18 protein-coding genes and 2 pseudogenes are annotated in these 22,900 nt (G+C 70.5%); 10 read left to right on the top strand and 10 right to left on the bottom strand.

Going from position 1 to position 22,900, the window contains the following annotated elements; translation table 11 throughout:
* Nucleotides 1-16: 16 nt before the first annotated feature.
* Nucleotides 17-1,666: an ABC transporter substrate-binding protein gene (locus FNH24_RS26770; RefSeq protein ID WP_161606331.1), complete on the bottom strand. Its 1,650-nt coding sequence runs from the start codon at nt 1,664-1,666 to the stop codon at nt 17-19.
* A 293-nt stretch (nt 1,667-1,959) separates the two neighbouring features.
* On the opposite strand from FNH24_RS26770, the gene FNH24_RS26765 reads away from it, so the two are divergent.
* A complete protein-coding gene (locus tag FNH24_RS26765; protein WP_152365295.1) occupies nt 1,960-2,490 on the top strand; it encodes a hypothetical protein in 531 nt (176 codons plus the stop codon).
* Between the two features lie 168 nt (nt 2,491-2,658).
* A complete protein-coding gene (locus tag FNH24_RS32355; protein WP_152365294.1) occupies nt 2,659-3,624 on the top strand; it encodes a helix-turn-helix domain-containing protein in 966 nt (321 codons plus the stop codon).
* 327 nt (nt 3,625-3,951) lie between these two features.
* Here the strand turns inward: FNH24_RS32355 and FNH24_RS26755 are convergent.
* Nucleotides 3,952-4,575 (bottom strand): annotated as a pseudogene (locus FNH24_RS26755) (helix-turn-helix transcriptional regulator); the annotation flags it as partial.
* Nucleotides 4,576-4,664: 89 nt separating this feature from the next.
* Here FNH24_RS26755 and FNH24_RS26750 point away from each other — a divergent pair.
* Entirely contained in the window at nt 4,665-5,210 is a 546-nt protein-coding gene (locus FNH24_RS26750) for a VOC family protein (RefSeq protein ID WP_152365293.1), read from the top strand.
* On the opposite strand, the gene FNH24_RS26745 is transcribed toward FNH24_RS26750, so the two are convergent.
* Nucleotides 5,198-6,820 (bottom strand): glycosyl hydrolase family 28-related protein, encoded by a 1,623-nt coding sequence (locus FNH24_RS26745; RefSeq protein ID WP_161606330.1) that lies wholly within the window; start codon nt 6,818-6,820, stop codon nt 5,198-5,200. The genes FNH24_RS26750 and FNH24_RS26745 overlap by 13 nt on opposite strands.
* 210 nt (nt 6,821-7,030) lie before the next feature.
* Between FNH24_RS26745 and FNH24_RS26740 the strand changes: the two genes are divergently transcribed.
* The 3 genes from FNH24_RS26740 (at nt 7,031) to FNH24_RS26730 (ending at nt 9,583) form a co-directional block, all read left to right on the top strand.
* Nucleotides 7,031-7,711, top strand: coding sequence for a DUF4386 family protein (locus FNH24_RS26740; RefSeq protein WP_152365291.1), 681 nt, complete (start codon nt 7,031-7,033; stop codon nt 7,709-7,711).
* 64 nt (nt 7,712-7,775) lie between these two features.
* Nucleotides 7,776-8,978, top strand: a complete 1,203-nt coding sequence (locus FNH24_RS26735; RefSeq protein ID WP_152365290.1) for a sensor histidine kinase — start codon at nt 7,776-7,778, stop codon at nt 8,976-8,978.
* The gene (locus FNH24_RS26730) at nt 8,975-9,583 is read left to right on the top strand and encodes a response regulator transcription factor (RefSeq protein WP_152365289.1); all 609 of its coding nucleotides are present in this window, start codon (nt 8,975-8,977) and stop codon (nt 9,581-9,583) included. The genes FNH24_RS26735 and FNH24_RS26730 overlap by 4 nt, the downstream gene beginning before the upstream one ends.
* Nucleotides 9,584-9,789: 206 nt before the next feature.
* On the opposite strand, the gene FNH24_RS26725 is transcribed toward FNH24_RS26730, so the two are convergent.
* The 5 genes from FNH24_RS26725 to FNH24_RS26705 are packed head-to-tail and all read right to left on the bottom strand — an operon-like array spanning nt 9,790 to nt 15,944.
* Nucleotides 9,790-10,380, bottom strand: a complete 591-nt coding sequence (locus FNH24_RS26725) for a HEAT repeat domain-containing protein (RefSeq protein ID WP_152365288.1) — start codon at nt 10,378-10,380, stop codon at nt 9,790-9,792.
* 50 nt (nt 10,381-10,430) lie between these two features.
* Nucleotides 10,431-12,488: a heavy metal translocating P-type ATPase gene (locus FNH24_RS26720; protein ID WP_425486915.1), complete on the bottom strand. Its 2,058-nt coding sequence runs from the start codon at nt 12,486-12,488 to the stop codon at nt 10,431-10,433.
* Nucleotides 12,485-14,725, bottom strand: coding sequence for a heavy metal translocating P-type ATPase (locus FNH24_RS26715; RefSeq protein ID WP_152365287.1), 2,241 nt, complete (start codon nt 14,723-14,725; stop codon nt 12,485-12,487). The genes FNH24_RS26720 and FNH24_RS26715 overlap by 4 nt, the downstream gene beginning before the upstream one ends.
* A complete protein-coding gene (locus FNH24_RS26710) occupies nt 14,722-15,735 on the bottom strand; it encodes a heavy-metal-associated domain-containing protein (protein ID WP_152365286.1) in 1,014 nt (337 codons plus the stop codon). The genes FNH24_RS26715 and FNH24_RS26710 overlap by 4 nt, the downstream gene beginning before the upstream one ends.
* Nucleotides 15,732-15,944 (bottom strand): heavy-metal-associated domain-containing protein, encoded by a 213-nt coding sequence (locus FNH24_RS26705; RefSeq protein WP_152365285.1) that lies wholly within the window; start codon nt 15,942-15,944, stop codon nt 15,732-15,734. The genes FNH24_RS26710 and FNH24_RS26705 overlap by 4 nt, the downstream gene beginning before the upstream one ends.
* Before the next feature lie 215 nt (nt 15,945-16,159).
* On the opposite strand from FNH24_RS26705, the gene FNH24_RS26700 reads away from it, so the two are divergent.
* Nucleotides 16,160-17,035 (top strand): NAD(P)-dependent oxidoreductase, encoded by an 876-nt coding sequence (locus FNH24_RS26700; protein ID WP_152365284.1) that lies wholly within the window; start codon nt 16,160-16,162, stop codon nt 17,033-17,035.
* A 142-nt stretch (nt 17,036-17,177) separates the two neighbouring features.
* Here FNH24_RS26700 and FNH24_RS26695 read toward each other — a convergent pair whose 3' ends face one another.
* On the bottom strand, nt 17,178-18,089 hold the full coding sequence (locus tag FNH24_RS26695) for a M56 family metallopeptidase (RefSeq protein ID WP_152365283.1): 912 nt from the start codon (nt 18,087-18,089) through the stop codon (nt 17,178-17,180).
* 149 nt (nt 18,090-18,238) lie between these two features.
* The gene (locus FNH24_RS26690) at nt 18,239-18,652 is read right to left on the bottom strand and encodes a BlaI/MecI/CopY family transcriptional regulator (RefSeq protein ID WP_152365282.1); all 414 of its coding nucleotides are present in this window, start codon (nt 18,650-18,652) and stop codon (nt 18,239-18,241) included.
* 97 nt (nt 18,653-18,749) lie between these two features.
* Here FNH24_RS26690 and FNH24_RS26685 point away from each other — a divergent pair, with 97 nt between their 5' ends.
* The 3 genes and pseudogenes from FNH24_RS26685 to cydD form a co-directional block, all read left to right on the top strand.
* The gene (locus FNH24_RS26685) at nt 18,750-20,186 is read left to right on the top strand and encodes a cytochrome ubiquinol oxidase subunit I (RefSeq protein ID WP_152365281.1); all 1,437 of its coding nucleotides are present in this window, start codon (nt 18,750-18,752) and stop codon (nt 20,184-20,186) included.
* Nucleotides 20,187-20,198: 12 nt separating this feature from the next.
* Nucleotides 20,199-21,209 carry a cytochrome d ubiquinol oxidase subunit II gene (gene cydB, locus FNH24_RS26680; protein ID WP_152365280.1) on the top strand — a complete coding sequence of 337 codons (1,011 nt, stop codon included), beginning with the start codon at nt 20,199-20,201 and terminating at the stop codon, nt 21,207-21,209.
* Nucleotides 21,199-22,845, top strand: a pseudogene (cydD, locus tag FNH24_RS26675) (thiol reductant ABC exporter subunit CydD); the annotation flags it as partial. The gene cydB and the pseudogene cydD, both read left to right, overlap by 11 nt.
* Nucleotides 22,846-22,900: the final 55 nt, after the last annotated feature.

The following is a 22,900-nucleotide window of genomic DNA, read 5'->3' as shown; positions in this document are numbered from 1 at the left end:
GGTGTCGACGCTCCGATCAGCGGGTCGGGTGCAGTCGCTTGATCACCAACAGATTGTCCGGGTAGGAGAACGGCGCCGGCAGCGCGTACGGGTCCTCCTTCGACGGCCAGCCGTCGAAGTTGACCGTGCGCGACTGGAACCAGTTCGGGCTCTGCAGCAGCGGGATCACCGGCAGCTCCTCGACCACGATCTTCTCCAGCCCGGCGATCGCCTGCTGCTGCTCGGCCGGGTCGTCGCTCGCCTCGTAAGCGTCGAACAGCTTGTCCGTCTCGGGGTCGTACCAACGGTTGTAGTTGGAGGCGGCCGGCTTGTCATCGGCGACCTTGAACTCCGAGCTCATGAAGGAGCGGTAGAGGAAGTACGGCGCGGTGCCGCCGGCCTGCGAGGCGATCGTGATGTCGTACTTGCCGCCGTTGCGGTTCTCGGCCCAGTTCTGGGTCGCGACGCCCTGCGGTTTGAGCTCGATCCCGACCTCTTTGAGCTGCTCCTGCAGCAGCTTGCTCATCGCCACCCAGTCCACGTAGCCGGACGGGATGGTCAGGTCGAAGCTGAGCTTCTTGCCGTCGGGGGAGGTCCGGATGCCGTCTTCGCCGAGCTTGTACCCGCCCTGGTCGAGCAGTTGGTTGGCCTGCGCCACGTCTCGGGTGAACTTCGCGTCCTTGTAGTCCGCCGCCATCGCCGACTCGAAGGCGGGCAGCACCAGACCGGTCGGGTGCGCCGGCGGCGTGTAGCCCTGCATCGCGGTCTTGGACAGCACGTCGCGGTCGACGGCGAGGCTGAGCGCCTTGCGCAGTTCAAGATCATCGAACGGCGCCTTGCGCTGGTTGACCAGCAGGCTGACCATGCCGTCGCCCGGATACCAGTACTTGTTGTGTTCCTTGTCCTTGGCCACGAAGATCTGGTCGATGTTGGCGACGAAGCCGCCGGACCAGTCGAGCTTGCCCTGCTGCAGGCTGGTGGTGAACGTCTGCGTGGTCGACGCCGGGAAGGCGATCTGCTCGACCTTGATCGACTGCGCGTCCCAGTACTTCGGGTTCTTCTGCAGCGTGTAGACCTGATCACTGAACGACTTCAGCGTGTACGGCCCGGTGCCGATCGGCTTGTCGTTGGTGTATTCCATCGGGTTCTGTTCGGCGAAGATGTGCTCGGGCAGCGGCGTCGTGTTGCCGATGCTCGGCATCCGCGCGAACACCGGCTCGGTGAACGACACGGTGACCGTGTGATCATCGACCTTCTTCGCACCCTTCACCGGCAGGGCGCCGGTGTTGGCGGCGGGCTGCTCGACGAACAGGTTGAAGGTGAAGGCGACGTCGTCGGCGTCGAACGCCTCACCGTCGGACCAGGTGACGCCCGGCCGCAGGCTCAGGGTCAGCTCGGTGCCGTCGTCGTTGAAGTCGGCCTTCTCGGCCAGCCAGGGCTGGCCTTCGCCCGGCTTCATCGGCGTGTACGCCATCAGCGGCTCGTAGATCAATCCGCGGGTGCCCGGCAGGAACGTGACCGAGATCGGGTTGAAGTTGGCCTGATAGGTCGGGGTCGAGCTCGCGTGGACGTTCAGCACCGGCTGTTCGCCACCGTCCTGCCCCGGAGCCTGCTGACCGCCGGCGTTGCAGCCGGTGATCAACATCGCGGCGGCGCACACCACCGCGGCCGCGCGAAGGTGAAGCATCCTGAATCGTCGGGCCGAGGGCCGTCGTGTCATGGCCTAGTTTCTCCTCATCGCCGCAGCCTGCCGGCAGGGTATTGAGAGACCGTAGGGTCCGGCAACTGGCCATGTCAAGGATTTACACGATCTGTAACACGCTAGTTGCTCAGCCACATGGCCTCGGGGTCCGCACTCCGGGGCCGCGATGACACAAATCACTGGTCGGGCCCTTTCGCCACGGGCATTGTGGCAGGGTCGTCCGGAGTTCCGGGCGGCGCCACTGCTGGAGGCCGTACGACCCGAGGAGGGTGATCGAGATGTCGACCACGACGGCCCCGTCGCCGATCCGGCTGCGACTGCGGCCGGGCGTGCGCAAGCTGGTGCTGCTGCTGCACATCATGTCGGCCGGGGCCTGGCTCGGCCTGGACGTGGCGATGGCCGTCGCGATCTTCACCGGGCTGAACACCGACGACCCCCAGTTGGCGGCCGCGCTGTTCCAGGCGTTGGAGACGATCACCGTGCTGCCGCTGCTGACCACCGGCATCGTCTGCCTGATCACCGGGCTGTTCCTCGGCTGGGGATCGAAGTACGGCGTCGTCCGCTACTGGTGGGTCCTGATCAAGCTGATCTTGAACCTGATCCTGACCGCCCTGGTGCTGGTCGCGCTGCGCAGCGGCGTCCAGGCGGTCGGTGCGTTCGGGGCCGTACTGGCGCAGGACCCCACCGCGACCGCCGACCTGCAGGGCATCATCTACCCGCCGATCGTCTCGCCGACCGCGCTGACCATCGCGATGATCCTGGCCGTCTTCAAACCCTGGTCCCGCATCCGCAAACCCCGCCCCCACTGACCCCCAACCCCGACTTGTCAGAACGAGGGGACGCTATAGCGTGCCCTCGTTCTGACAGGTCGGGGTTGGGGCGAGATTCACCGACCGTTTGAGCGTTTGTCCATCGCAACTTTCCCGCCTTTGAGTCACTATCGAAGGTGTAGGGGAGACCCGGGGGAGGGCGTTGCGGTGAGCGCCATAGCTGTCGGTATGCCGGAGGATCGCGGCGATCCGGAGAGATCGCCGCCGCGAAGCCACCCGCCGCCCGGTCCGGTGCCCCGGGCCCGGCCGCTGACCGACCGGTGGGCGCCGGTGATCGCGACCGCCCACATCACCCGGCTCAGTCACGCCGAACGGCTCGGCTTCACCCGGGTCGCCTCCCGGATGTTTCTGCACGTTCTGGCCGGCACCGGCCGGGTCGAGGTCAACGGGCAGGCGTTCGAGGTCCGGCCGCACGACATCGTCGGGATGCCCTGGCTGCACGCGGTCCGCTACCGGCCCAGCCGCGGGGATCCGCTGCTGATCAGCACCGTCCACCTGATCCCGCGGCATCATCTCGGTCATCCGATCGAGCTGGCCGTCCCGCACGAGCCGGACGAGCCGCTGGCCGACGTGCCGTGGCGGGCCGACGGCCCGCTGCTGATCCCGGACCGGCCCTTCCTCAGCGACGGCCGGGCCCGGCCCGGTCTCGCTTCCTTGATCGACTACCTCGGCCGGACCTGGCGGCGCGGCCGGCCGCCGATCGGCCTGGCGCTCCGGCTCGGATCGATCTTGGTCTTCGAGCTGAACTCCGGCGAACAGCACACCGAGCCGCACGACGACGAAGCCCTGCCGCCCCGGCTGCGGCGGGCGATGGCCTGGGCCCGCGGGCATCTCTACCGGCCGATCACGGTTGCCGATCTCTGCGCCGCCGCCGACGTCAGCCCGTCCACCCTGCGCCGGCAGTTCCGCAGCCATCTCGACTCATCGCCGCTGCTCTGGGTGCAGCGGATCCGGCTCGAGCGCTCCACCGAACTGCTCACCGAGTCCCTGCTCGGGATCACCCAGATCGCCCGCCGGCTGGGCTTTGCGGACTCGCACTACTTCGCCCGCGTCTTCGCCCGCCGGTACGGCCTGCCGCCCAGCGAGTGGCGCCGCCGCCGCTGGCAGGCCTGACGTCCGGTCGTTGATCTTGGTCAGGAAGGTGATCAACTCGGGCGGGTCGTGCACGACGAAGGCACAGTCGAGACCGAGCAACCGCCAGGCGATCCATTCGACGGAGTCGGGGTGCGTCGTCCAGGTCGTGGCGGTGCCGTCGGCGGCCAGGCTGCCGCGGCCGAGATGATCACCGAGCCGGGTCCTCGCTTCCGCGTACGGCAGCCGCAGGGTGATCCGGGCCGAGTGTGTGGTGCCCAACTGGGCGGCGGATTCGGTGAGGTGACGCGGGATCTGATCATCGGGCAGGCGGTGCGTGACCCGGGCCCCGGTCGGCTCAGCGGCGGCGATCCGGTCGACCCGATAGCTGCGCCAGTCGTCGCGGTCGAGGTCGTACCCGAGGAGATACCACCGGGGTCCCGAGCTGATCAACTTCTGCGGCTCGGTGTGCCGGCGGCCGGTGGAACCGTCGCGGCCGGTGTAGCGCATCCGGATCCGTTCCGTGTTGGCGATCGCGCCGGCGAGCAGGGTCAGGGTGTCCGGGTCGGCCTCGGTCGTCGCCGCCGGCCAGCCCCAGGTGGTGGTGCTCGAGGCGAGCACGGCGACGCGGCGCTTCAGCTTGGCCGGCAGGGCGTTGCTGAGCTTGGTCAGTGCCCGTACGCCGGCGTCGTCGAGCCCGGGCAACCCGCGGGAGGCGACCGTACGCAAGCCGAGCGCGACCGCCACCGCCTCGTCGTCCTGCAGCAGCAGCGGCGGCAGCGCCGACCCCGCGATCAACCGGTAGCCGCCGTGGATCCCTTCCTCAGCAGCGATCGGATAGTCCAGCTCGCGCAGCCGCTCGATGTCGCGGCGGATCGTGCGATCCGTGACGCCGAGCCGTTCGGCCAGTTCGCTGCCGGGCCAGCTGCGCGGCGTCTGCAACAGCGAGAGCAGCGCCAGCAGGCGGGAGGTCGGTCCGGGCACGGTGCCCATCCTCGTCGTTAACTAGGACCGGATCAATCCTAGTTTCGGATTAGCGTTCGAACCGTTCAGCAGCACCCGACGGAACGAGGAGTTTGATCATGAACAACCTGAGCACCACCCCGGCCGGCTACAGCACCATCGCCCCATGGGTCGTCACCGACGACACCGGCGCCCTGCTGGACTTCGTCGCCGAGGTCTTCGACGGGGAAGAGCTGGCCCGGGTGGCGGTCGAGGACGGTTCGATCGGTCACGGTGAGATCCGGGTGGGCGACACGGTGTTGCTCGCCTTCGACCGGCGCACCGACTGGCCCGCGCTGCCGAGCCTGCTGCGGGTCTTCGTCCCCGACGCCGACCGGGCCTTCGCCAAGGCGCTGGCGGCCGGCGCCACGGTCGTGACCGCGCTGGGAGACAGCGCGTTCGGTCAGCGCGGCGGCCGGATCAAGGACCCGTTCGGCAACATCTGGTGGGTGCTGAGCCAGGTCGAGGAGGTGCCGGAGGACGTGATGTGGCAGCGGTTGCAGGATCCGGTGTACGCCGACGGCATGCGGATCGCGCAGGAGACCCTCGACGCCGAGCTCGCCGGGCGGGCGACGGGCCGGAGCAGCGCTCCGGTGCGCGGCTCCGGGTCGGCTCAGCCCAGGTGATTGCCCCGGACCGTGACGCCGCGCGGCAGCGGATCGGGGTGCCGGATCGGCTCGGTGAAGCCGGTGAGCCTGTTGCGCACCACCCGGCCGGGCGTCCCGTCGCCGAGCTCGATCGCGCAGCCCGGCTTCGGGCTGCCGGCGGTGAGCGTGTTGCCCTCGATCCGGTAGCGCTCGGCGGCGACGTCGACGGCCGGGCCGCTGCCGGTGATCTTGGTGGCCTTGGTCGCTTCGATGATCACGTCGGAGCAGGACGGGTCGATGATCGCGATCTTGCTCGCCCGCTCGAGCGTGTTGCCGGTGATCGTCAGGCCGGTGGTGTGCCGCGCCTCGATCGCCGGAGTGCTGGGATGATCGGCCAGGTCGAGGCCGACGAAGGTGTTGCCGCTGATCCGGACGTCGCGGATCTCGCCGCCGTTCGGCAGCCCGCGCAGGAAGATCACCTGCTGGATCGGGGTGTCGTCGTCCGGCGACACGAAGCCCTCGAAGCGGTTGTCACGGATGGTGATGTCGTTGCAGCCGAGCGGCTCGTCGAGCACCTTCTTGATCGGCGGCGACGCGTTGGGGTCGGACTCCTCGGTGATCGCCACCGCGCCGGCACCGAAGGAGACCGCCCGGATCATCCGGCCCTTGGTCTGGACGAAGCGGTTGTCCGCGATCAACACCCGGGACGAAGCGGGCAGATGCACGGCGCCGCGGGCCATCCCGGTGTCGGTGCTGTCGTCCAGCGACGGGCCCTGGATCGGGTCCACGACCAGGTTGCCGACGAACCGTAGATCACTGAACCGCGCGCCCTCCTTGAGACCGTGGCTGCCGAACGGGTTCGGGCAGGGATACTCGACGCCGTTCACCGTGATCGGCCGGAACTCACAGTCCTGCACGGTGATCCGCCGGCTCATCAGCCCGTCGTGCGAGCCGGCGGAGTCGTTGTAGGACAAGGCACCGTTGTAGCTGTAGTCGACCTGGATGCACTCCGCGCCGAGATAGGCCGCGCCCTCGTTGTTGTTGTAGCCGAGCCAGCGGCAGTTGCGGATCACGATGTCCTCGCAGCCGTTCAGATCGACGCAGTGCCGGGAGCCCTGGACCTGCTCGAAGACGCAGTCCTCGATCAGCACGTTGCTCGCGTGGTGCAACGCGAACGGGCAGACCAGCCGGTTGTTCGGGTACGAGCCGAGGAACCGCAGGCCGGAGATCCGGACGTTCCGGACGCCGGAACCGTAGCCGGTGCGGCCCCGGGACAGCGCGACGAACAGCGCACCGTTGGGGCCGGCCTTGAGCAGGGTCGCGTCCTGGCCGACGATCTTCAGGTTGTCCCGCAGCCGTGGGCGTTCCGCGTTGCCGACCGGGTAGCGGCCGGCGGGAATGACGATCGTCCCGCCACCGGCCTCCTCGATGGCGTCCAGGGCCCGGTTGAACACGGCCGTGTCGTCGGTGACCCCGTCGCCCTTGGCCCCGTACTCGCGCAGGTCGATGACCAGGTCGTCGGCCGCCCAGGCCACTGTGGGCAGGCCGGTGGCCACGGCGGCACCACCGGTGACAGCCGCCGCTGTCGCGGCCAGGACGCGGCGCCGGGAGATCGGATGGGCCGGCAGGGAAGCATGATCGCGGTTCATGATCATGACGGTGCGGCGGCGCGGCCGAGGCCAACAAGGGAAGGGATGTCCGGGTGCGCGTCCAGTGCACGAAGTGGTCGGCTGGTCTCCCTGCTCAGGGGTGACAGGGACATTTGTCATGCCCAGGTGGGGACCGGTCTCACTGCCGCCGCCGGGCTCGCGGCTTTAGCTTCGAACTGTCCCGATATTCAGACCCAAGGAGCCCGGACCATGTCCACCTCGACCGCTTCGCCGGCCCGCACGACGAATCCAGTGGGTGCCAGCTGCGGCGCCGCGTTCGCCGTGCTCTTCCTGCTCTCCGACACGATCACCCGGCCGCTGCAACAGGCGCCGGCCACCCTACCGACCGATCCGCCCGCCGCCATGCTGACGTACTACCTGCAGAGCGGTACGGCGATCACCGCCCACGCGGCATTCCATGCGGTGTCCGCGCTGTTGCTGATCGGCTTCGTGCTCACCGTCGGCCAGGTGCTCGCCCGGGTCGCGCCGGCCCGGGCCACACTGCGCCTGGTCGCCGTGGCCGGCGGGATCGGTGCCGCCGTCGCCTTGATCATCTCGGCCGGGGTCAACGTGTACGCCACGCTGTCCGCCACCGGGCTGAGCGAGGGGGCGGCGCAGGCCCTGCGGCTGACCAACTTCTACACCGGCGGCACGATCCACGTCGCGCTGCTCGGCGTGTTCGCGGTCGCCAGCTGCCTGATCGCCCTCCGGGCCCGGCCGTGGGCCCGCGGCTTCTCCTGGTTCGGCCTGGTGTCCGGGGTGCTCTCGATCCTGTCGCTGCTGTCGCTGGCCATCTATTACGCCACGCCGCTGATCCCGCTGGGCCGGTTCAGCCACTTCGCCTGGGCGATCTGCATCTGCGTGGTGCTGTTGATCAAGCGCCGGCGCTGACCCGGGTCGCCGGTTTCGCCGGCCGCGCGTCCGTGGGACGATCCGATCCGAGGAGGTGAGTCCCATGGGTGGGGTGCACGGTCTGTTCGACCGGGTGTTCCGGCAGTGGTGGCAGGTGCTGGCGCCGATCAGCCTGATCTTCCTCGGCTATCCACTCCGGCTTGCCATCCAGTCGGGGCCCTGGGCACCGGAATCGCTGCTCAGTTACGGCGGCGCGATCGCCTTCGCCGCGGCCTTCCTGGTGCTGATGTGCTGGATCCGGCCGGCCCGGCTGGTCGTCGGCCGGGTCTCCACCGCCGGCGGTTGGCTGCGCCGCGGACTGATCATCGCCCTGGTCGTGCTGGTGGTGCTGATGGTCCAGTTCGCGAGTCCGAGCTGGTTGTCGCTGTTCTTCCACGTCGGGGTGGCCATGGGCGTGATGTTGCCGGCCCGGGAGGCGTATCCCGGGCTGGTCGGGCTGGCCCTGGTGATCTTGATCGTCGGCTGGCCGTACGGGCTGAGCTTCATCGGCCTGCCGGCCGGGGTGCTCGGGCTCTGGGCCGCGGCGACGGTCGGCCAGACCGCGACCGTGGCCGAGCTGACCAACGCCCGGCGGCGACTGGCCGAGCTCGCGGTCGCCGAGGAGCGGCTCCGGTTCGCCCGGGATCTGCACGATCTGCTCGGCCACAGCCTGTCCTTGATCAGCTTGAAGACCGAGCTGGGCGAACGGCTGATCGACGCCGACCCGGCCCGGGCCCGGACCGAGATCCACGACGCGCACGAGGTCGCCCGGCGATCACTGCGCGAGGTCCGGGAGGCGGTGGCCGGCTACCGGCAGCCGACCCTGTCCTCGGAACTGGACGGTGCCGCCGAGATGCTCGAATCGGCCGGGGTCGCCGCCCGGATCGATGATCAACTGAACGGCCGGCCGGTGCAGCACGGAGTGCTGCTGGCCTGGGCGGTCCGCGAGGCCGTGACCAACGTCGTCCGGCACAGCGGGGCGCAGACCTGCGCCATCGAGCTGCGGTGGGACGAGGAGACGATCTGCCTCGCCGTCTCCGACGACGGCCGAGGTGGTCCGGCACCGGTCCTCGACCCGGGATCGGTCACGGACCAAGCGGCCGCACGTGATCTTGGTTGGAACGGTCCGAGCAGCCGCGGCAGCGGGCTGGTCGGTCTCGCCGAACGGGTCCGTCAGGTTGCCGGCGCGACCCTGACCACCGAGAATCTCGAGCCGGGCTTCCGGCTGCGGGTCTGTGTGCCGACCGAAACCGGAGGAGCCGGATGAGCATCCGCGTGTTGATCGCCGAGGATCAGGCCATGGTCCGCGGCGCCCTGTCGGCCCTGCTGGCGCTGGAGCCCGACATCGAGATCGTGGCCGAGGCGGCGCGTGGCGACGAGGTGCTGCCGGCCGCCTTGGACGCGCTGCCCGACGTCGCGCTGCTGGACATCGAGATGCCCGGCGGCAACGGTCTGGAGTCTGCCGCCGAGCTGACCCGGCGGGTGCCGACGATCAAGATCATCATGCTGACCACCTTCGGCCGGGCCGGCTATCTGCGCCGGGCGATGACCGCCGGCGCGGTCGGCTTCCTGCTCAAGGACGCCCCGGCCACCGAGCTGGCCGACGCGGTCCGCCGCGCCTTCGCCGGCGAGCGGGTGATCGACCCCGACCTCGCGATCACCGCCCTCCGCGAGGGCGAGAACCCCCTCACCGACCGGGAACGTGATGTCCTCCGTGCCTCCGCCGGCGGCGCCTCGATCGAGACCGTCGCCGACCTCCTGCACCTCTCCCCCGGCACCGTCCGCAACTACCTCTCCAACGCCATCCGCAAGCTCGCCACCAAGAACCGCGTCGAAGCCGCCCGCCTAGCCGAACTCAAAGGCTGGCTCTAAACCCCGCCGACCCGTCACTTGTGCACGCACTTTTGCGGCGTGTCGGTGCACAAGTGACGTCTCGGCGATATGCGGCATTGCTGCCACGGCGCCACGGGAGGGGGTACGTAGGTTGGAGTCTTCGTTCCCTGAGCCTGTCGAAGGGCAAGCCCGACCCCGTGGTGTCCAACCCAACCACGACGTGATTCGATCCCCAGCGGACCGCGTCACCCGCCGGTACGGCGATCGAGGCGGTCCTGGAGCCGGTCGAGGGCGCGGTCCGCGGCGATCACGACGAGGGACTCGTGATCATCGGTCGCGGCAGCCAGAGCGCGCAGGTGTTCGCCTTCACCGACGACGGCCAGGGCGCGGCAGGCGGCGGCTCGGACCCGGGGCACCGGATCGTTGTTGATCAAGGTCGCCAGGGTGTCGGCGGTGTCCGGGATCTCGCGCTTGGTGATCACCTTGCCGGCCAGCTCTCGTACCCGCCAATGATCATCGGCCAGGGCCGCGGCGACGGCCGGGCCGGTGGAGTCGTGCCAGACGTAGAGCAGCGCGCGGCAGGCCCAGACCCGAGCCCAGTAACGATGTCCCGGCGGCTTCCCGCCGGCCAGCCAGGCCCGGGTCTCCTCGATCGCGGCATCGTCCAGCTCGGTCCGACCGGTCAGCATCGCCGCCAGCCGGAGCGGGTCGCCGTCGGCGACCGAGTCCGGGTCGAGCGCCAGCGTCTCGGCGCAGACCCGGATCACCCAGTCTGCGCCCCAGCGCTGCACGGCGAGGCCGACCTGCTCGGCCGGCGTGCCGCGATCTCGCTCCACCACGCCCCCTTACGCTCTCATCGAGACGTCACTTGTGCACCGACACGCCGTCAAACCCGGTGCGTTTGTGACGGGTCGGCGGAGAAGCGGCGGAGGAGTTGGGCGTTGAGGGCGACGATGATCGTGGAGAGGGACATCAGGATGGCGCCGACGGCCATCGGCAGGACGAAGCCGATCGGGGCCAGGACGCCGGCGGCCAGCGGGACCGAGAGCAGGTTGTAGCCGGCGGCCCACCACAGGTTCTGCTTCATCTTCCGGTACGAGGCTCGGGAGAGCTCGATCACCGACAGCACCGTGCGCGGATCCGAACCGGCCAGGATCACGCCGGCGGAGCCGATCGCCACGTCGGTGCCGGCGCCGATCGCGATCCCGACGTCGGCACCGGCCAGCGCCGGGGCGTCGTTCACCCCGTCGCCGACCATGGCCACCCGACGTCCCTCGCCGCGCAACTCGGCGACGATGGCCGCCTTGTCCTCGGGCCGGACCCCGGCGTAGACCCGGTCGATGCCGAGCTCGGCGGCCACCGCGTGGGCCACCGATTCCGCATCGCCGGTGATCATCACCACCTCGATGCCCCGGTCGCGCAGGCCACGGACCGCGTCGGTCGACTCGGGCCGGATCGCGTCGGCGAGCTTCAGCGCGCCGATCACCGTCCCGTCGGCGATCACGTGCAGGATGATCGCGCCGTCGGCCCGCCAGGCCTCGACCTCGGGCAACTCGCGCTGTCCCTCGTCGGTCAGTAGCCGCGGGCCGCCGACCCGGATCCGCTGCCCGGCCACCAGGGCCGTGACGCCGACCGCGGGCGCTGAGCTGAACTCGGTCGCCGGGGAGACCTCGAGGCCGCGGGCGGCCGCGGCGGCGACGATCGCCCCGGCCAACGGATGCTCGCTGTCCGCCTCGGCCGCGGCGGCCAGAGCCAGCACCTGGTCCTGATCATGATCACCGGCCGTGGCCACCGCGCCGAGCTCCGGCTCACCCTTGGTCAGCGTGCCCGTCTTGTCGAACATGATCGCGTCGACCGTACGCATCGTCTCCAGCGCCAGCCGGTCCTTGATCAGGACGCCGGCCCGGGCCGCGCGTTCGGTGGCGATCGACACCACCAGCGGGATCGCCAGGCCCAGCGCGTGCGGGCAGGCGATCACCAACACCGTGATCGTCCGCACCACGGCCTGGTCCGGCAGCCCGGCCACGGTCCAGGCGATGGCCGTGATCACGCCGGCGCCGAGGGCGAACCAGAACAGCCAGCCGGCCGCCGTGTCGGCGATCCGCTGCGCCCGCGAGGAGGAGTTCTGCGCCTCGGACACCAGCCGGCCGATGCCGGCCAGGGCGGTGTCGTCGCCGACCGCGGTGACCTCGACCCGCAGCCCGGAATCGGTGGCGACCGTGCCGGCCACCACCGGGTCACCGGGTGCTCGCCGGACCGGCCGGGACTCGCCGGTGATCATGGATTCGTCCAGGTCGGCGGTCCCGCTGGTGATCCGGCCGTCCGCCGGTACGCTGCCGCCGGGCCGGACCACGACCAGGTCGCCGACCCGCAGCTCGGTCGGCGCGACCTCGACGATCTCGTCGCCCTCGACCCGTTCGGCCCGGTCGGGCAGCAGCGCGGCCAGCGAGTCCAGGGCTGAGGTGGTCCGGGCCAGCGAGCGCATCTCCACCCAGTGCCCGAGCAGCATGATCACGATCAGCAGCGCGAGCTCCCACCAGAAGTCGAGCTCGTGGTGCAGCAGGCCGAGGCTGGCACCCCAGGAGGCGAGGAAGGCCACCGTGATCGCCAGCGCGATCAGCAGCATCATCCCCGGCTTGCGGGCCCGGAGCTCGCCGACCGCCCCGGTCAGGAACGGCCGACCGCCGGTCACGTACATCACCGTGCCGAGCACCGGCGACACCCAGCCCAGCCACGGCCAGGCCGGCAGGTCGTAGCCGAGGAGCATCGCGAACATCGGCGACGCGCCGATCACCGGCAGCGCCAGCACGAGCATCACCCAGAACAGCCGCCGGAACTGGCCGGCATGATCACCGTGGCCGTGGTGACCCGCTCCGTGACCTTGGTGATGATCACGGTGTCCGGCGTCGTGCCCCGCGTCGTGCTGGTGCTGCACCTCGGTCACCGGAAGCTCCTCAGTCTCAGGCTGTTGCCGACCACGAACAGGCTGGACACCGCCATCGCGGCCCCGGCCAGCATCGGGTTGAGCAGGCCGGCCGCGGCCAACGGGATCGCCGCCGTGTTGTAGGCGAAGGCCCAGAACAAGTTGATCTTGATCGTGCCCAGGGTCCGGCGGGCGAGCCGGATGGCGTCCGCCGCGACCCGGAGATCGCCGCGGACCAGGGTCAGGTCGGCGGCCTCGATCGCCGCGTCGGTCCCGGTGCCCATGGCCAGCCCGAGATCGGCCGCCGCCAAGGCGGCCGCGTCGTTGACGCCGTCGCCGACCATCGCGACCACCCGGCCCTCGGCCTGCAGCTTGGTGATCACCTCCACCTTGTCCTGCGGCAGCACTTCGGCGATCACCCGCTCGATGCCGACCTCCGCCGCGACCCGCTCGGCCACCGCCCGGTTGTCACCGGTCAGCAGCACCGGAGTCAGGCCCAGGGCGGTGAAGCGGCGGATCGCTTCGGCGCTGGTCGGCTTGATCGCGTCGCCGACGCTCAACACCGCGCGCGCCCGGCCGTCCCAGGCCACCAGGACCGCGGTCCGACCGTCGTCCTCTGCCTTCGCCCGGGCCGTCGTCAGTTGATCATCGACGGCCACGTCGCGTTCGGCCAGGAAGGATGGCCGGCCCACCAGGATCTCCCGGCCCGCGACGGTGCCGCGGACGCCGCGGCCCTCCAGATTGGCGAAGTCCGTGACAGCCGGCAGTTCACCGGCCTCCGCCGCGGCCTTGGCGATGGCCTTGGCGATCGGGTGCTCGGAGGCGTGCTCCACCGCCCCGGCCAGCCGCAGCGCCTCCTCGGTTTCGGTGCCGTCGGCCGCCACGACCTGGTGCAGCGTCATGGTGCCGGTGGTCACCGTGCCGGTCTTGTCCAGCACGATGGTGTCGATCTCCCGGGTGGCCTCCAGCACCTCGGGGCCCTTGATCAGAATGCCGAGCTGGGCGCCGCGGCCGGTGCCGACCAGCAGGGCCGTCGGCGTGGCCAGGCCCAGGGCGCAGGGGCAGGCGATGATCAACACCGCGACTGCCGCCGTGATCGCGCCGGCCGGGCCGGCGCCGGTGCCGAGCCAGAAGCCGAGCGTGGCCACGGCGATCGCGATCACGATCGGTACGAAGACGCCCGAGACCCGGTCGGCCAGCCGCTGGACGGCCGACTTCCCGGACTGCGCCTCCTCCACCAGGCGGGCCATCTGGGCCAGCTGGGTGTCCGCGCCGACCCGGGTCGCGCGGACCACCAGCCGGCCGCCGGCGTTCACCGTCGCGCCGATCACCGGGTCGCCCTCGCCCACCTCGACCGGCACCGACTCGCCGGTCAGCATGCTCGCGTCCACGGCCGACCGGCCTTCGGTGATCACTCCGTCGGTGGCGATCTTCTCGCCGGGCCGGACCACGAAGCGCATCCCCACGGCGAGCTCGGCGACGTCGATCATGGTCTCGGCGCCGCCGCGCAGCACCGCGACGCGCTTGGCGCCGAGATCGAGCAGGGCCCGCAGTGCCGCGCCGGCCTGCCGCTTCGAGCGCTTCTCCAGATAGCGGCCGGCGAGCACGAACATGATCACGCCGGCGGCGACCTCGAGATAGAGGCTGCCGGCGCCGTCCGACGGTTCGATGGTCAGTCGGAACGGGTGCCGCATGCCCGGCATCCCTGCCGTACCGAGGAAGAGGGCGTACAGCGACCAGCCGAATGCGGCCAGGGTGCCGATCGAGATCAGCGTGTCCATGGTTGCGGCGCCGTGCCGCAGGTTGAGCAGCGCGGCGCGGTGGAACGGCCAACCGGCCCAGATCACCGCGGGGGCGGCCAGCGCCAGCGAGGCCCACTGCCAGTAGTTGAACTGCAGCGCCGGGATCATCGCCAGGATGATCACCGGGACGCCGAGCACGATGGCGCCGATCAGCCGCTGCCGCAGCGAGGTCAGCTCCGACTCCGCCGGATCCGGTCGGTCGGGCTCATCCCGGTCGGCCGGGCTTGCCGGCACCGTCGCGGTGTAACCGGTCTGCTCCACCACGTTGATCAACGACGCCGGTGCCAGCTCGACCGGGGCGGTGATCGTCGCCTTCTCGGTGGCGTAGTTGACGGTGGCGGTGACGCCCTCGAGGCGGTTGAGCTTGTTCTCGATCCGGACTGCGCACGAGGCGCAGGTCATGCCGCTGATCTCGAGCTCGACGGCTCTCGTCGGCTCCGGCTCGGTGGTGGTCATCGCTCTTCCTGTTCCCCTGATTCGTGTTCGTGATCACTGGCTTCGTGGCCGGCTTGATCGTTGGGATCGGAGCCGAGCACGAACTCCGCGGTCCGGACGACCCCGTCCACCTGGAAGTCGAAGTAGAGCAGGTAGCGGCTCGGGGTCGGCGCCTGCGCGATGAAGGCCACCTCCGGCCCCGACGTCGCTCCGGGCTTCGGTTCGGCGCCCTCGGGATGAACGTGCAGATAGCCGAGATCGCCTTGCCGCAGGATCACCAGGTGGCCGTACGCGCCCAGGTAGGGCTGCAGCGTGGTCACCGGCTTCCCGTTCCGGGTGACCGTGACGGTCAGCGCCGACTCGCCGGACGCCTTGAGCTCTCCGGCCAGCGTGAGCCGGTAGCCGTCGACCGTGCTGGTGGTGCTGATCTTGCTCGCCTTGGCCGGGCGAACCTCACCCGGCACGTCGAATCCGTAGCCGAGCGTGGTCGGATCGCCGGTCGCCGTGGGGACGAAGTCGGCGAACATCCGATAGCTGCCGGGCTCCGTCCAGCGCCACGGCAGCGACCAGGTGCCGTCCTTCGCCATGATCGGATGCACGTGCCGGAACCGGGTGCCGTCGGTGCGGACCACGATCAGGTGTAGCCGCTTCTCGTGCGAGACTTGGAAATCCGTGACCGGCTTCCCGTTCGGCCCGATGATCTTGAACGACAGAGTGCCGTCGCGATCGATCCGGGTCGGGGCGGCGGGACCCGACAGCCGGAACCCGTCCTGCTCCAGGGCGAGGCCGCGCACCGGGTCGGCCGCCTCGTGGCCGCCGTGCTCACCCTCCTCCGGCTCGCCCGACGGATTCGGGTCGGCGCCGCCGTGCTCCTCGCCGCCACCGTGCCCGCCCGGCGTCGCCGACGGCTCCGGCTGGGCCACCGGTCCCGCCGAACTGCCCGGCAGCAGGACCCGGCCGGCGACGAAACCGCCGGCCAGCAGCAGCACCAGCGCGACCGCGTAGCCGCCGAACTTCAGACCCGGATTCATGGCTTCGGCTGGGCCGTGTAGCCGGCCTCGTCCACCGCGGCCAGGACCTGGTCCGTCGCGACGTCCGCGGCCGAGGTGATCACCAACCGACCGGTGTCCGCGCTGACCTCGATCGACTCGACCCCGTCGATCCGCCCGACCTCGGACCGGATCGCCGCCTCGCAGTGCGCGCACGACATCCCGGTGACCTGGTACTCGGCGACAGTCATTTCGGATCCTTCCCTCGCGATTTATACCCCCTAGGGGTACCTTCGTGACTCACTGTATACCCCGACCGGGTATCGGAGTCAAGGCCACTCCCTTACTGACTTCGGGGTAGGTGACCCACTTTGAAGTGCGTACTTGAAGGGCTCCGGAACCCGGGTGAAGGTTGATCGACACGGCGCCGTGTCCGTAACTCCGCAATGATCATGAAAGAGACCTGATGCCAGACCTCACTCCCGTCACCGTCATCGGACTGGGTCCGATGGGCCAGGCGATGGCCCGCAGCTACCTCGACCGCGGCCACCCGACCACGGTCTTCAACCGCACCGCGAGCCGGGCCGACGCCCTGGTCGCGGCCGGAGCGGTCCGAGCCGAGTCGGCAGCGGCCGCGCTCGCCGCCAGCCCGATCGTGATCATCAGCCTGACCCACTACCAGGCGATGTACGACCTGCTCGGAGCCGAGACCGATCGGCTGGCCGGAAAGATCTTGGTCAACCTCAGCTCCGACACCCCTAGCGCGTCGATCAAGGCCGCGGCCTGGGCGGCCGAACACGGCGCCACCTTCCTCACCGGCGGCGTGATGGTCAATCCGCCGCTGGTCGGCCAGGAGGGCTCGTACGTCTTCTACAGCGGGCCGTCCGAGGTGGTCGAGCGCCATCGCGAAACGCTCGCGGTGCTCGGCCGGGTCAACTACCGCGGCGAGGCGCCGGAGCTGGCGCAGGTCTGGTATCAGGCGATGCTCGACCTGTTCATGACGATCTTGGCCAGCACCACCCATGCGGCCGCACTGCTCGGCTCCGCCGGGGTGCCGGCCAAGGACTTCTTCCCGTACGCGGAGGAGTTGATCGGGCAGATGCCGTACTTCATGCAGGGGATGGAGACCGAGATCAGCGAGCGGAGCTATCCCGATCCCGGCGGCAACACGGCGATGATGGCGGCCGGGATGGAGCACATCACCGACGCCAGCATCGAGGCCGGGATCGACCCCGGACTGCCCGCCGCCGTCCGCGATCTCTATCGCCGCGCCGTCGCCGCCGGGCGCGGGGCGGAGAGCTCGACCGTGCTGTACGAGCTGATCGTCGACCCGACCGCCTGACCGCCACGCCGACCGGGCTCGTCCTCGCCCGGCGGCACCCCGTTGATCCCGGTCGCCACGCCTGCCCATTTCTCATCGACCCGTCACTTGTGCACCGACACGCCGCAAAAGCCGGTGCACAAGTGACGGGTCGGCGGAATTCTTAGGGGGTCCAGGGGGCGAGGGCGAGCGGGAGGAGGGGGAGGAGGAGCAGGGTGGTGGACAGGAGGTAGACCAGGGCGGCCAGGGCGTGGCGGCGTTTCGGGGGCGGGTCCGGATGGGCCAGGCGGGCGACCCGGAGGGCGATGTCGCGGTCGCCGGCGGCCAGGGCGGCGGACGGGCTGGGGGCTCCGGCCATCGCCACCAGGGCCCGGGCCAACGGCAGCGGACCGGTCCGGCGGCGGGCCGCGTCGTCGGCGAGCATCTCGACCAGCAACTGCGACCGGAGCCACGGCATCTCACTGCGGACCATCACCGGGAAGGCGCGGTGCAGCGCCTGGAACGCGTCCAGCACCAGATCATGACGCGCCCGGACATGGGCCGCCTCGTGCTCCAGCACGGCCGTCACCTCATCCTCGCTGAGCCGGTCCAGCGCGCCGGCACTGAGCACCACCCGGGACTCGCGCAGGCCCGGCAGGCAGTACGCCATCGGCAGCTTCTCGGCCAGGATCCGCAGCCCCCGGATCGATCTGGTCTCGTCGGTCCGGCCGAGCAGATCGACCGCCACCCGGTGCCGCCGACGCCGGGCGCTGGTGTCGGCCCCGACCATGATCAACGACCAGATCAGCCGGCCGATCACGATCGCCGTGAACGCGGCGACCAGCACCGTGATCATCGCCTCGGCCGGCGGCAGCCGCAGCACCAGCCCCGGATCGCCCATGATCGGCAGCGCGATCAGCACGCCGGCGCCGATCACCGAGACCAGCGCGGCCACCGTCCCGGCCTGCCAGAGCACCACCGCCGCTCGCGGCACCTGGTGCAGGAACGTCCACCGGCCCACCCAGAGCGGACCGGGCCCGACCAAGATCACGGCCAGCAGGCCGAGTGCCGCCGCCGCGGTCGTGACGGTCGTCATCCGCACCTCCGGACCGACCCGAACGGCGCCGGTCCGCCGCCGACCGCAGGACCGCCGCCGACCGCAGGACCGCCGCCGACCGCAGGTCCGCCGCGGACGGCCGGTCGGGCGCGCACCCGCGCGTCGCGGCCCGGCTCGGACAGCACGCGTCAGCCCTTGGCTCGACTCGACGACTTCCGCCGGCGACCGGCCGGCTCCGGGGTGCCGGGCTCCGCCTCCAACCGATCCAGGGCGGCGCGCATCGCGGCCGCCTCGTTGTCGCTGACCCGGCCGACGAACGCCACCAGCGCCGCGGTCCGGTCGGCGCCGGTCTCCAACGCGGTGTGCATCAGTTCGGCGACCAGCTCCTCGCGACTCTGCACCGGCGCGTAGCGGTAGGCCCGGCCGTCGCGCTCGCGGCGCACCACGCCCTTCTTCGCCAGCCGGTCGAGCACGGTCATCACCGTTGTGTAGGCGAGTTCGCGATCCTGGCTGAGCGTCTGGTGCACGTCGCGGACCGACTGCGGGTCCGGGGCATCCCACAGCCGCTCCATCACCTTGCGTTCCAGCTCTCCGAGGGCCACGTGGCGAGTCTACTACCCGGCCTCGTACTACTTTGCCTAGTACGACGCTCCGTAGTAGATTGAGAACGAGAGCGGGACGACGAGACGAGGATGAGAGATGGACGCGCTGACCCTGGCCCGGTGGCAGTTCGGGATCACCACCGTCTACCACTTCTTCTTCGTGCCGCTGACCGTCGGATTGTCCGGACTGGTGGCGATCCTGCAGACGATCTGGGTCCGCACCGGCAACGAATCGTTCCTCAAGCTGACCAAGTTCTTCGGCAAGCTGTTCTTGATCAACTTCGCGCTGGGGATCGTCACCGGGATCGTGCAGGAGTTCCAGTTCGGGATGAACTGGAGCTCGTACTCGCGGTTCGTCGGCGACATCTTCGGCGCCCCGCTGGCGCTGGAGGGCCTGCTCGCCTTCTTCCTCGAGTCCACCTTCCTCGGCCTGTGGATCTTCGGCTGGGACCGGCTGCCGCGGAAGGTCCATCTGGCCACGATCTGGATCGCCTCGATCGGCACCGTGTTCAGCGCCTACTTCATCCTGGCCGCCAACTCCTTCATGCAGAACCCGGTCGGCTTCCGCTACAACCCGGTGACCGAGCGGGCCGAGCTGACCGACTTCGTCGCCGTGCTGACCAATCCGGTGGTGCTGGTCACCTTCCCGCACCAGATCTTCGCCTGCTATCTGGTCGCCGGCGCCTTCTTGGTGGCCGTCGCCGGCTGGCACCTCCGTCGACCGCGCCCCGAGCCCGAGAGGGTCGAGGACGGTGTGGCGCAGGGGGATGATCATTCCGCCTTCCGCACCGCGTTGCGGCTGGGCGCCGTGGTGATGTTGATCTCCGGCGCCGGAGTGGCGATCAGCGGCGACGCGCAGAGCAAGGTGATGGTCGAGGTGCAGCCGATGAAGATGGCCGCCGCCGAGGCGCTGTACGAGACCGAGCAGCCGGCCGCGTTCTCGGTGCTGACGATCGGCAGCCTGGACGGCCAGCACGAGCTCTTCTCGATCCGGATCCCTTACCTGCTGTCGTTCCTCAGCACCGGCGATCCGCAGGGTGAGGTCAAGGGGATCCGGGAACTGCAGCGGACGTACGAGGAGACGTACGGTCCCGGCAGCTACGCGCCGATCATCCCGACCACCTACTGGACCTTCCGGTTGATGATCGGTCTCGGGCTGGGCTCGGTCGCGGTCGGCGCGCTGCTGCTCTGGATGACCCGGCGTGACCGGACCCTGGCCGGCCGTTGGTGGACGCCGGTGCTGGTCGGATTGCCGCTGCTACCCCTGTTCGCCAACAGTTTCGGCTGGATCTTCACCGAGACCGGCCGCCAACCCTGGTTGGTGTTCGGGCTGCTGCCCACCGCCGCCGGGGTCTCCCCCGGCACCACGGTGGTCGAGGTGGCGATCTCACTCGGCACGTTCACGCTGATCTACGGCACGCTCGCGGTGATCGAGGTCCGGCTGCTGCTGAAGTACATCCGCGCCGGCCTGCCCGACGTGACGCCGCCGGAGCCCAAGGACGGCGCGGAAGCGCCGCTGACCTTCGCCTACTGAGGAAAGACGATCATGGAACTCACCACGCTCTGGTTCTGCCTGATCGCCTTCCTGTGGATCGGCTACTTCGTGCTCGAAGGGTTCGACTTCGGCGTCGGCATGCTGGTCGGGATCCTGGGGCGCAACGATCGCGAGCGCCGGGTGGTGATCAACACCATCGGGCCGGTCTGGGACGGCAACGAGGTCTGGGTGATCGTCGCCGCCGGCGCCACCTTCGCCGCCTTCCCGGAGTGGTACGCCACCTTGTTCTCCGGCTTCTACCTACCACTGTTGTTGATCTTGGTCGCGCTGATCCTGCGCAACGTCGCATTCGACTTCCGCGGCAAGCGGACCGACCCGGCCTGGCGCCGACGCTGGGACTGGTGCATCATCGGCGGCTCGGCCGTGCCGGCCCTGGTCTGGGGCCTCGCGTTCGGCAACATCGTGCACGGCATGCCGATCGACGCCAACGGCGAGTACGTCGGCGGGCTGCTCGACCTGTTCACCCCGTTCGCGGTGCTGACCGGCCTGGTCACGCTGACCGTGTTCCTCACCCACGGGGCGGTGTTCCTGGCGCTGAAGACCGACGGCGAGATCCGGCACCGGGCGCGCCGGTTCGCCGGCCGGGTCGGGCTGGTCGCCACCGCGCTCGCGGTCACGCTGCTGGTCTGGCTCAACCTGGACGGCGGTTCGACGGTCGCCTGGGGCCTCGGCGGAGTCGCCGCTCTCGGCCTGATGGGCGGGCTGCTGGCCAACCGCCTCGGCCGGGAGGGCTGGGCCTTCATCGGCACCGCGCTGGCGATCGCCGCCGCCTTCACCAACCTGTTCGTGATCTTGTTCCCGGACGTGATGCCGAGCAACCTGGATCCGGCCTGGAGCCTGACCGTGACGAACGCGGCGTCGACCCCGTACACGTTGACGATCATGAGCTGGGCGGCCCTGGTCGCCACCCCGGTGGTGCTCGGCTATCAGGGTTGGACCTACTGGGTGTTCCGGAAGCGGATCACCCTCGCTTCGATCCCGGATGATCAGCATGCGCACTGACCCCGGATCCGTGGCCGGTCGTCGCCGGGGACCGGTGGATCCGCGGCTGCTGCGCCGGGCGGCGCCGGTCCGGCGCTTCCTGGTCGTGGCGGTGCTGATCGGCTCGGCCACCGCCGCGGTGATCGTCGGGCAGGCGTGGCTGATCGCCAGCACGGTCGGCGCCGTGTTCGCGCAGCCGCGGCTGGAGCCGGTCGTCACCGCGCTGCCCTGGCTGGCGGCGGCGGTCGCGCTGCGCGCCGGGCTCGGCTGGTTGAACAGCACGGTCGGCGCCCGCGCGGCGGCGGCGGTGAAGTCCCAGTTGCGCACCGAGATCATGACCGCGCGGCTGTCCGCGCCCGGCACCCCGGCGATCCCCGCCGGCCGGCTGGTGACCATGATCACCAGTGGCCTGGACGCCCTGGACGGCTACTTCGCCCGCTATCTGCCGCAGCTGGTGCTGGCGGTCACGGTGCCGTTGATCATCGGCGCCGCGATCCTGCTCGCCGATCCACTGTCCGCCCTGATCGTCGCCCTCACCCTGCCGCTGATCCCAATCTTCATGATCTTGGTCGGCTGGATGACCACTGCCCTGACCCGGCGCCGGTTCGCCGCCCAGTCGCGGCTGGCGCAGCACTTCGCCGACCTGGTCGCGGGGCTGCCGACGCTGCAGGTGTTCGGCCGCGCCCGGGCCCAGGCGGAGGGACTTCGCCGGTCCGGTGAGCTGCACCGCCGGGAGACTCTGCGCACCCTGCGGATCGCGCTGCTGTCGGCCCTGGTGCTCGAGCTGCTCGCGTCGTTGTCGGTCGCGCTGGTGGCGGTCGGGATCGGGCTGCGGGTGGTCGAGGGCGACCTGACGCTCACCGTCGGGCTGTTCGTGTTGATCTTGGCGCCGGAGGCGTACCTGCCGCTGCGGTTGGTCGGCGCCCACTACCACGACTCCGCGGACGGGGTCGCCGCCGTCGAGCGGGCCTTCGCCGTGATCGACGAGCCCGGGACCGCACCCCGCGGCACCCTCGACCCGCCCGACCCCGCCCGGTCGACGATCGAACTCACCGGGATCGCGGTCCGGTTCCCCGAGGCGGCGAGCGAGGCGGTCCGCGACGTCGATCTGGTGCTCGGGCCCGGTGAGCTGGTCGGGCTGGCCGGGCCGAGCGGCGCCGGGAAGTCGACCCTGCTGCAGTTGCTGCTCGGCTTCCGCGAGCCGACCCGCGGCCGAGTGCTGGTCGGCGGCACTCCGCTGAGCGAGCTCGACCCGGAGCGCTGGCGCTCGCTGCTGGCGTGGGTGCCGCAGCAGCCGGCCCTGATCAGCGGCACGATCGGCGACAACGTGGCCCTCGGCGCTGCCGGCGCTCCGCCGGCCCGGATCCGGTCGGCCCTGACCCGGGCCGGCGCCGGTGAGCTTGATCCCGACCGACCGTTGCCCGCAGCCGGGGCCGAGCTCTCGGCCGGTGAACTGCGCCGGGTCGCGCTGGCGCGGGCGCTGCTCAAGATCGACTGCGGGGGTGCCCGCTGGCTGCTGCTCGACGAGCCGACCGCCGGCCTGGACCCGGAGACCGAGCTGGCCGCCATCTCCGGCGTCCGGGCGCTGGGCGTCGGCGGGCTCGTCGTCAGCCACCGGCCCGCCGTCCTCAACGCCACCGACCGGATCGTGCCCCTCCGCCCGACCCCTTCACCCGCTGAGCCGGCGGCCCGTACGCTCCCCGAGCCGGCCG

Origin of the sequence: Microlunatus speluncae (genome assembly GCF_009299835.1) — a bacterium.
GTDB classification, from domain to species: domain Bacteria; phylum Actinomycetota; class Actinomycetes; order Propionibacteriales; family Propionibacteriaceae; genus Microlunatus; species Microlunatus speluncae.
This window is presented reverse-complemented; position numbering and strand designations above follow the sequence as displayed.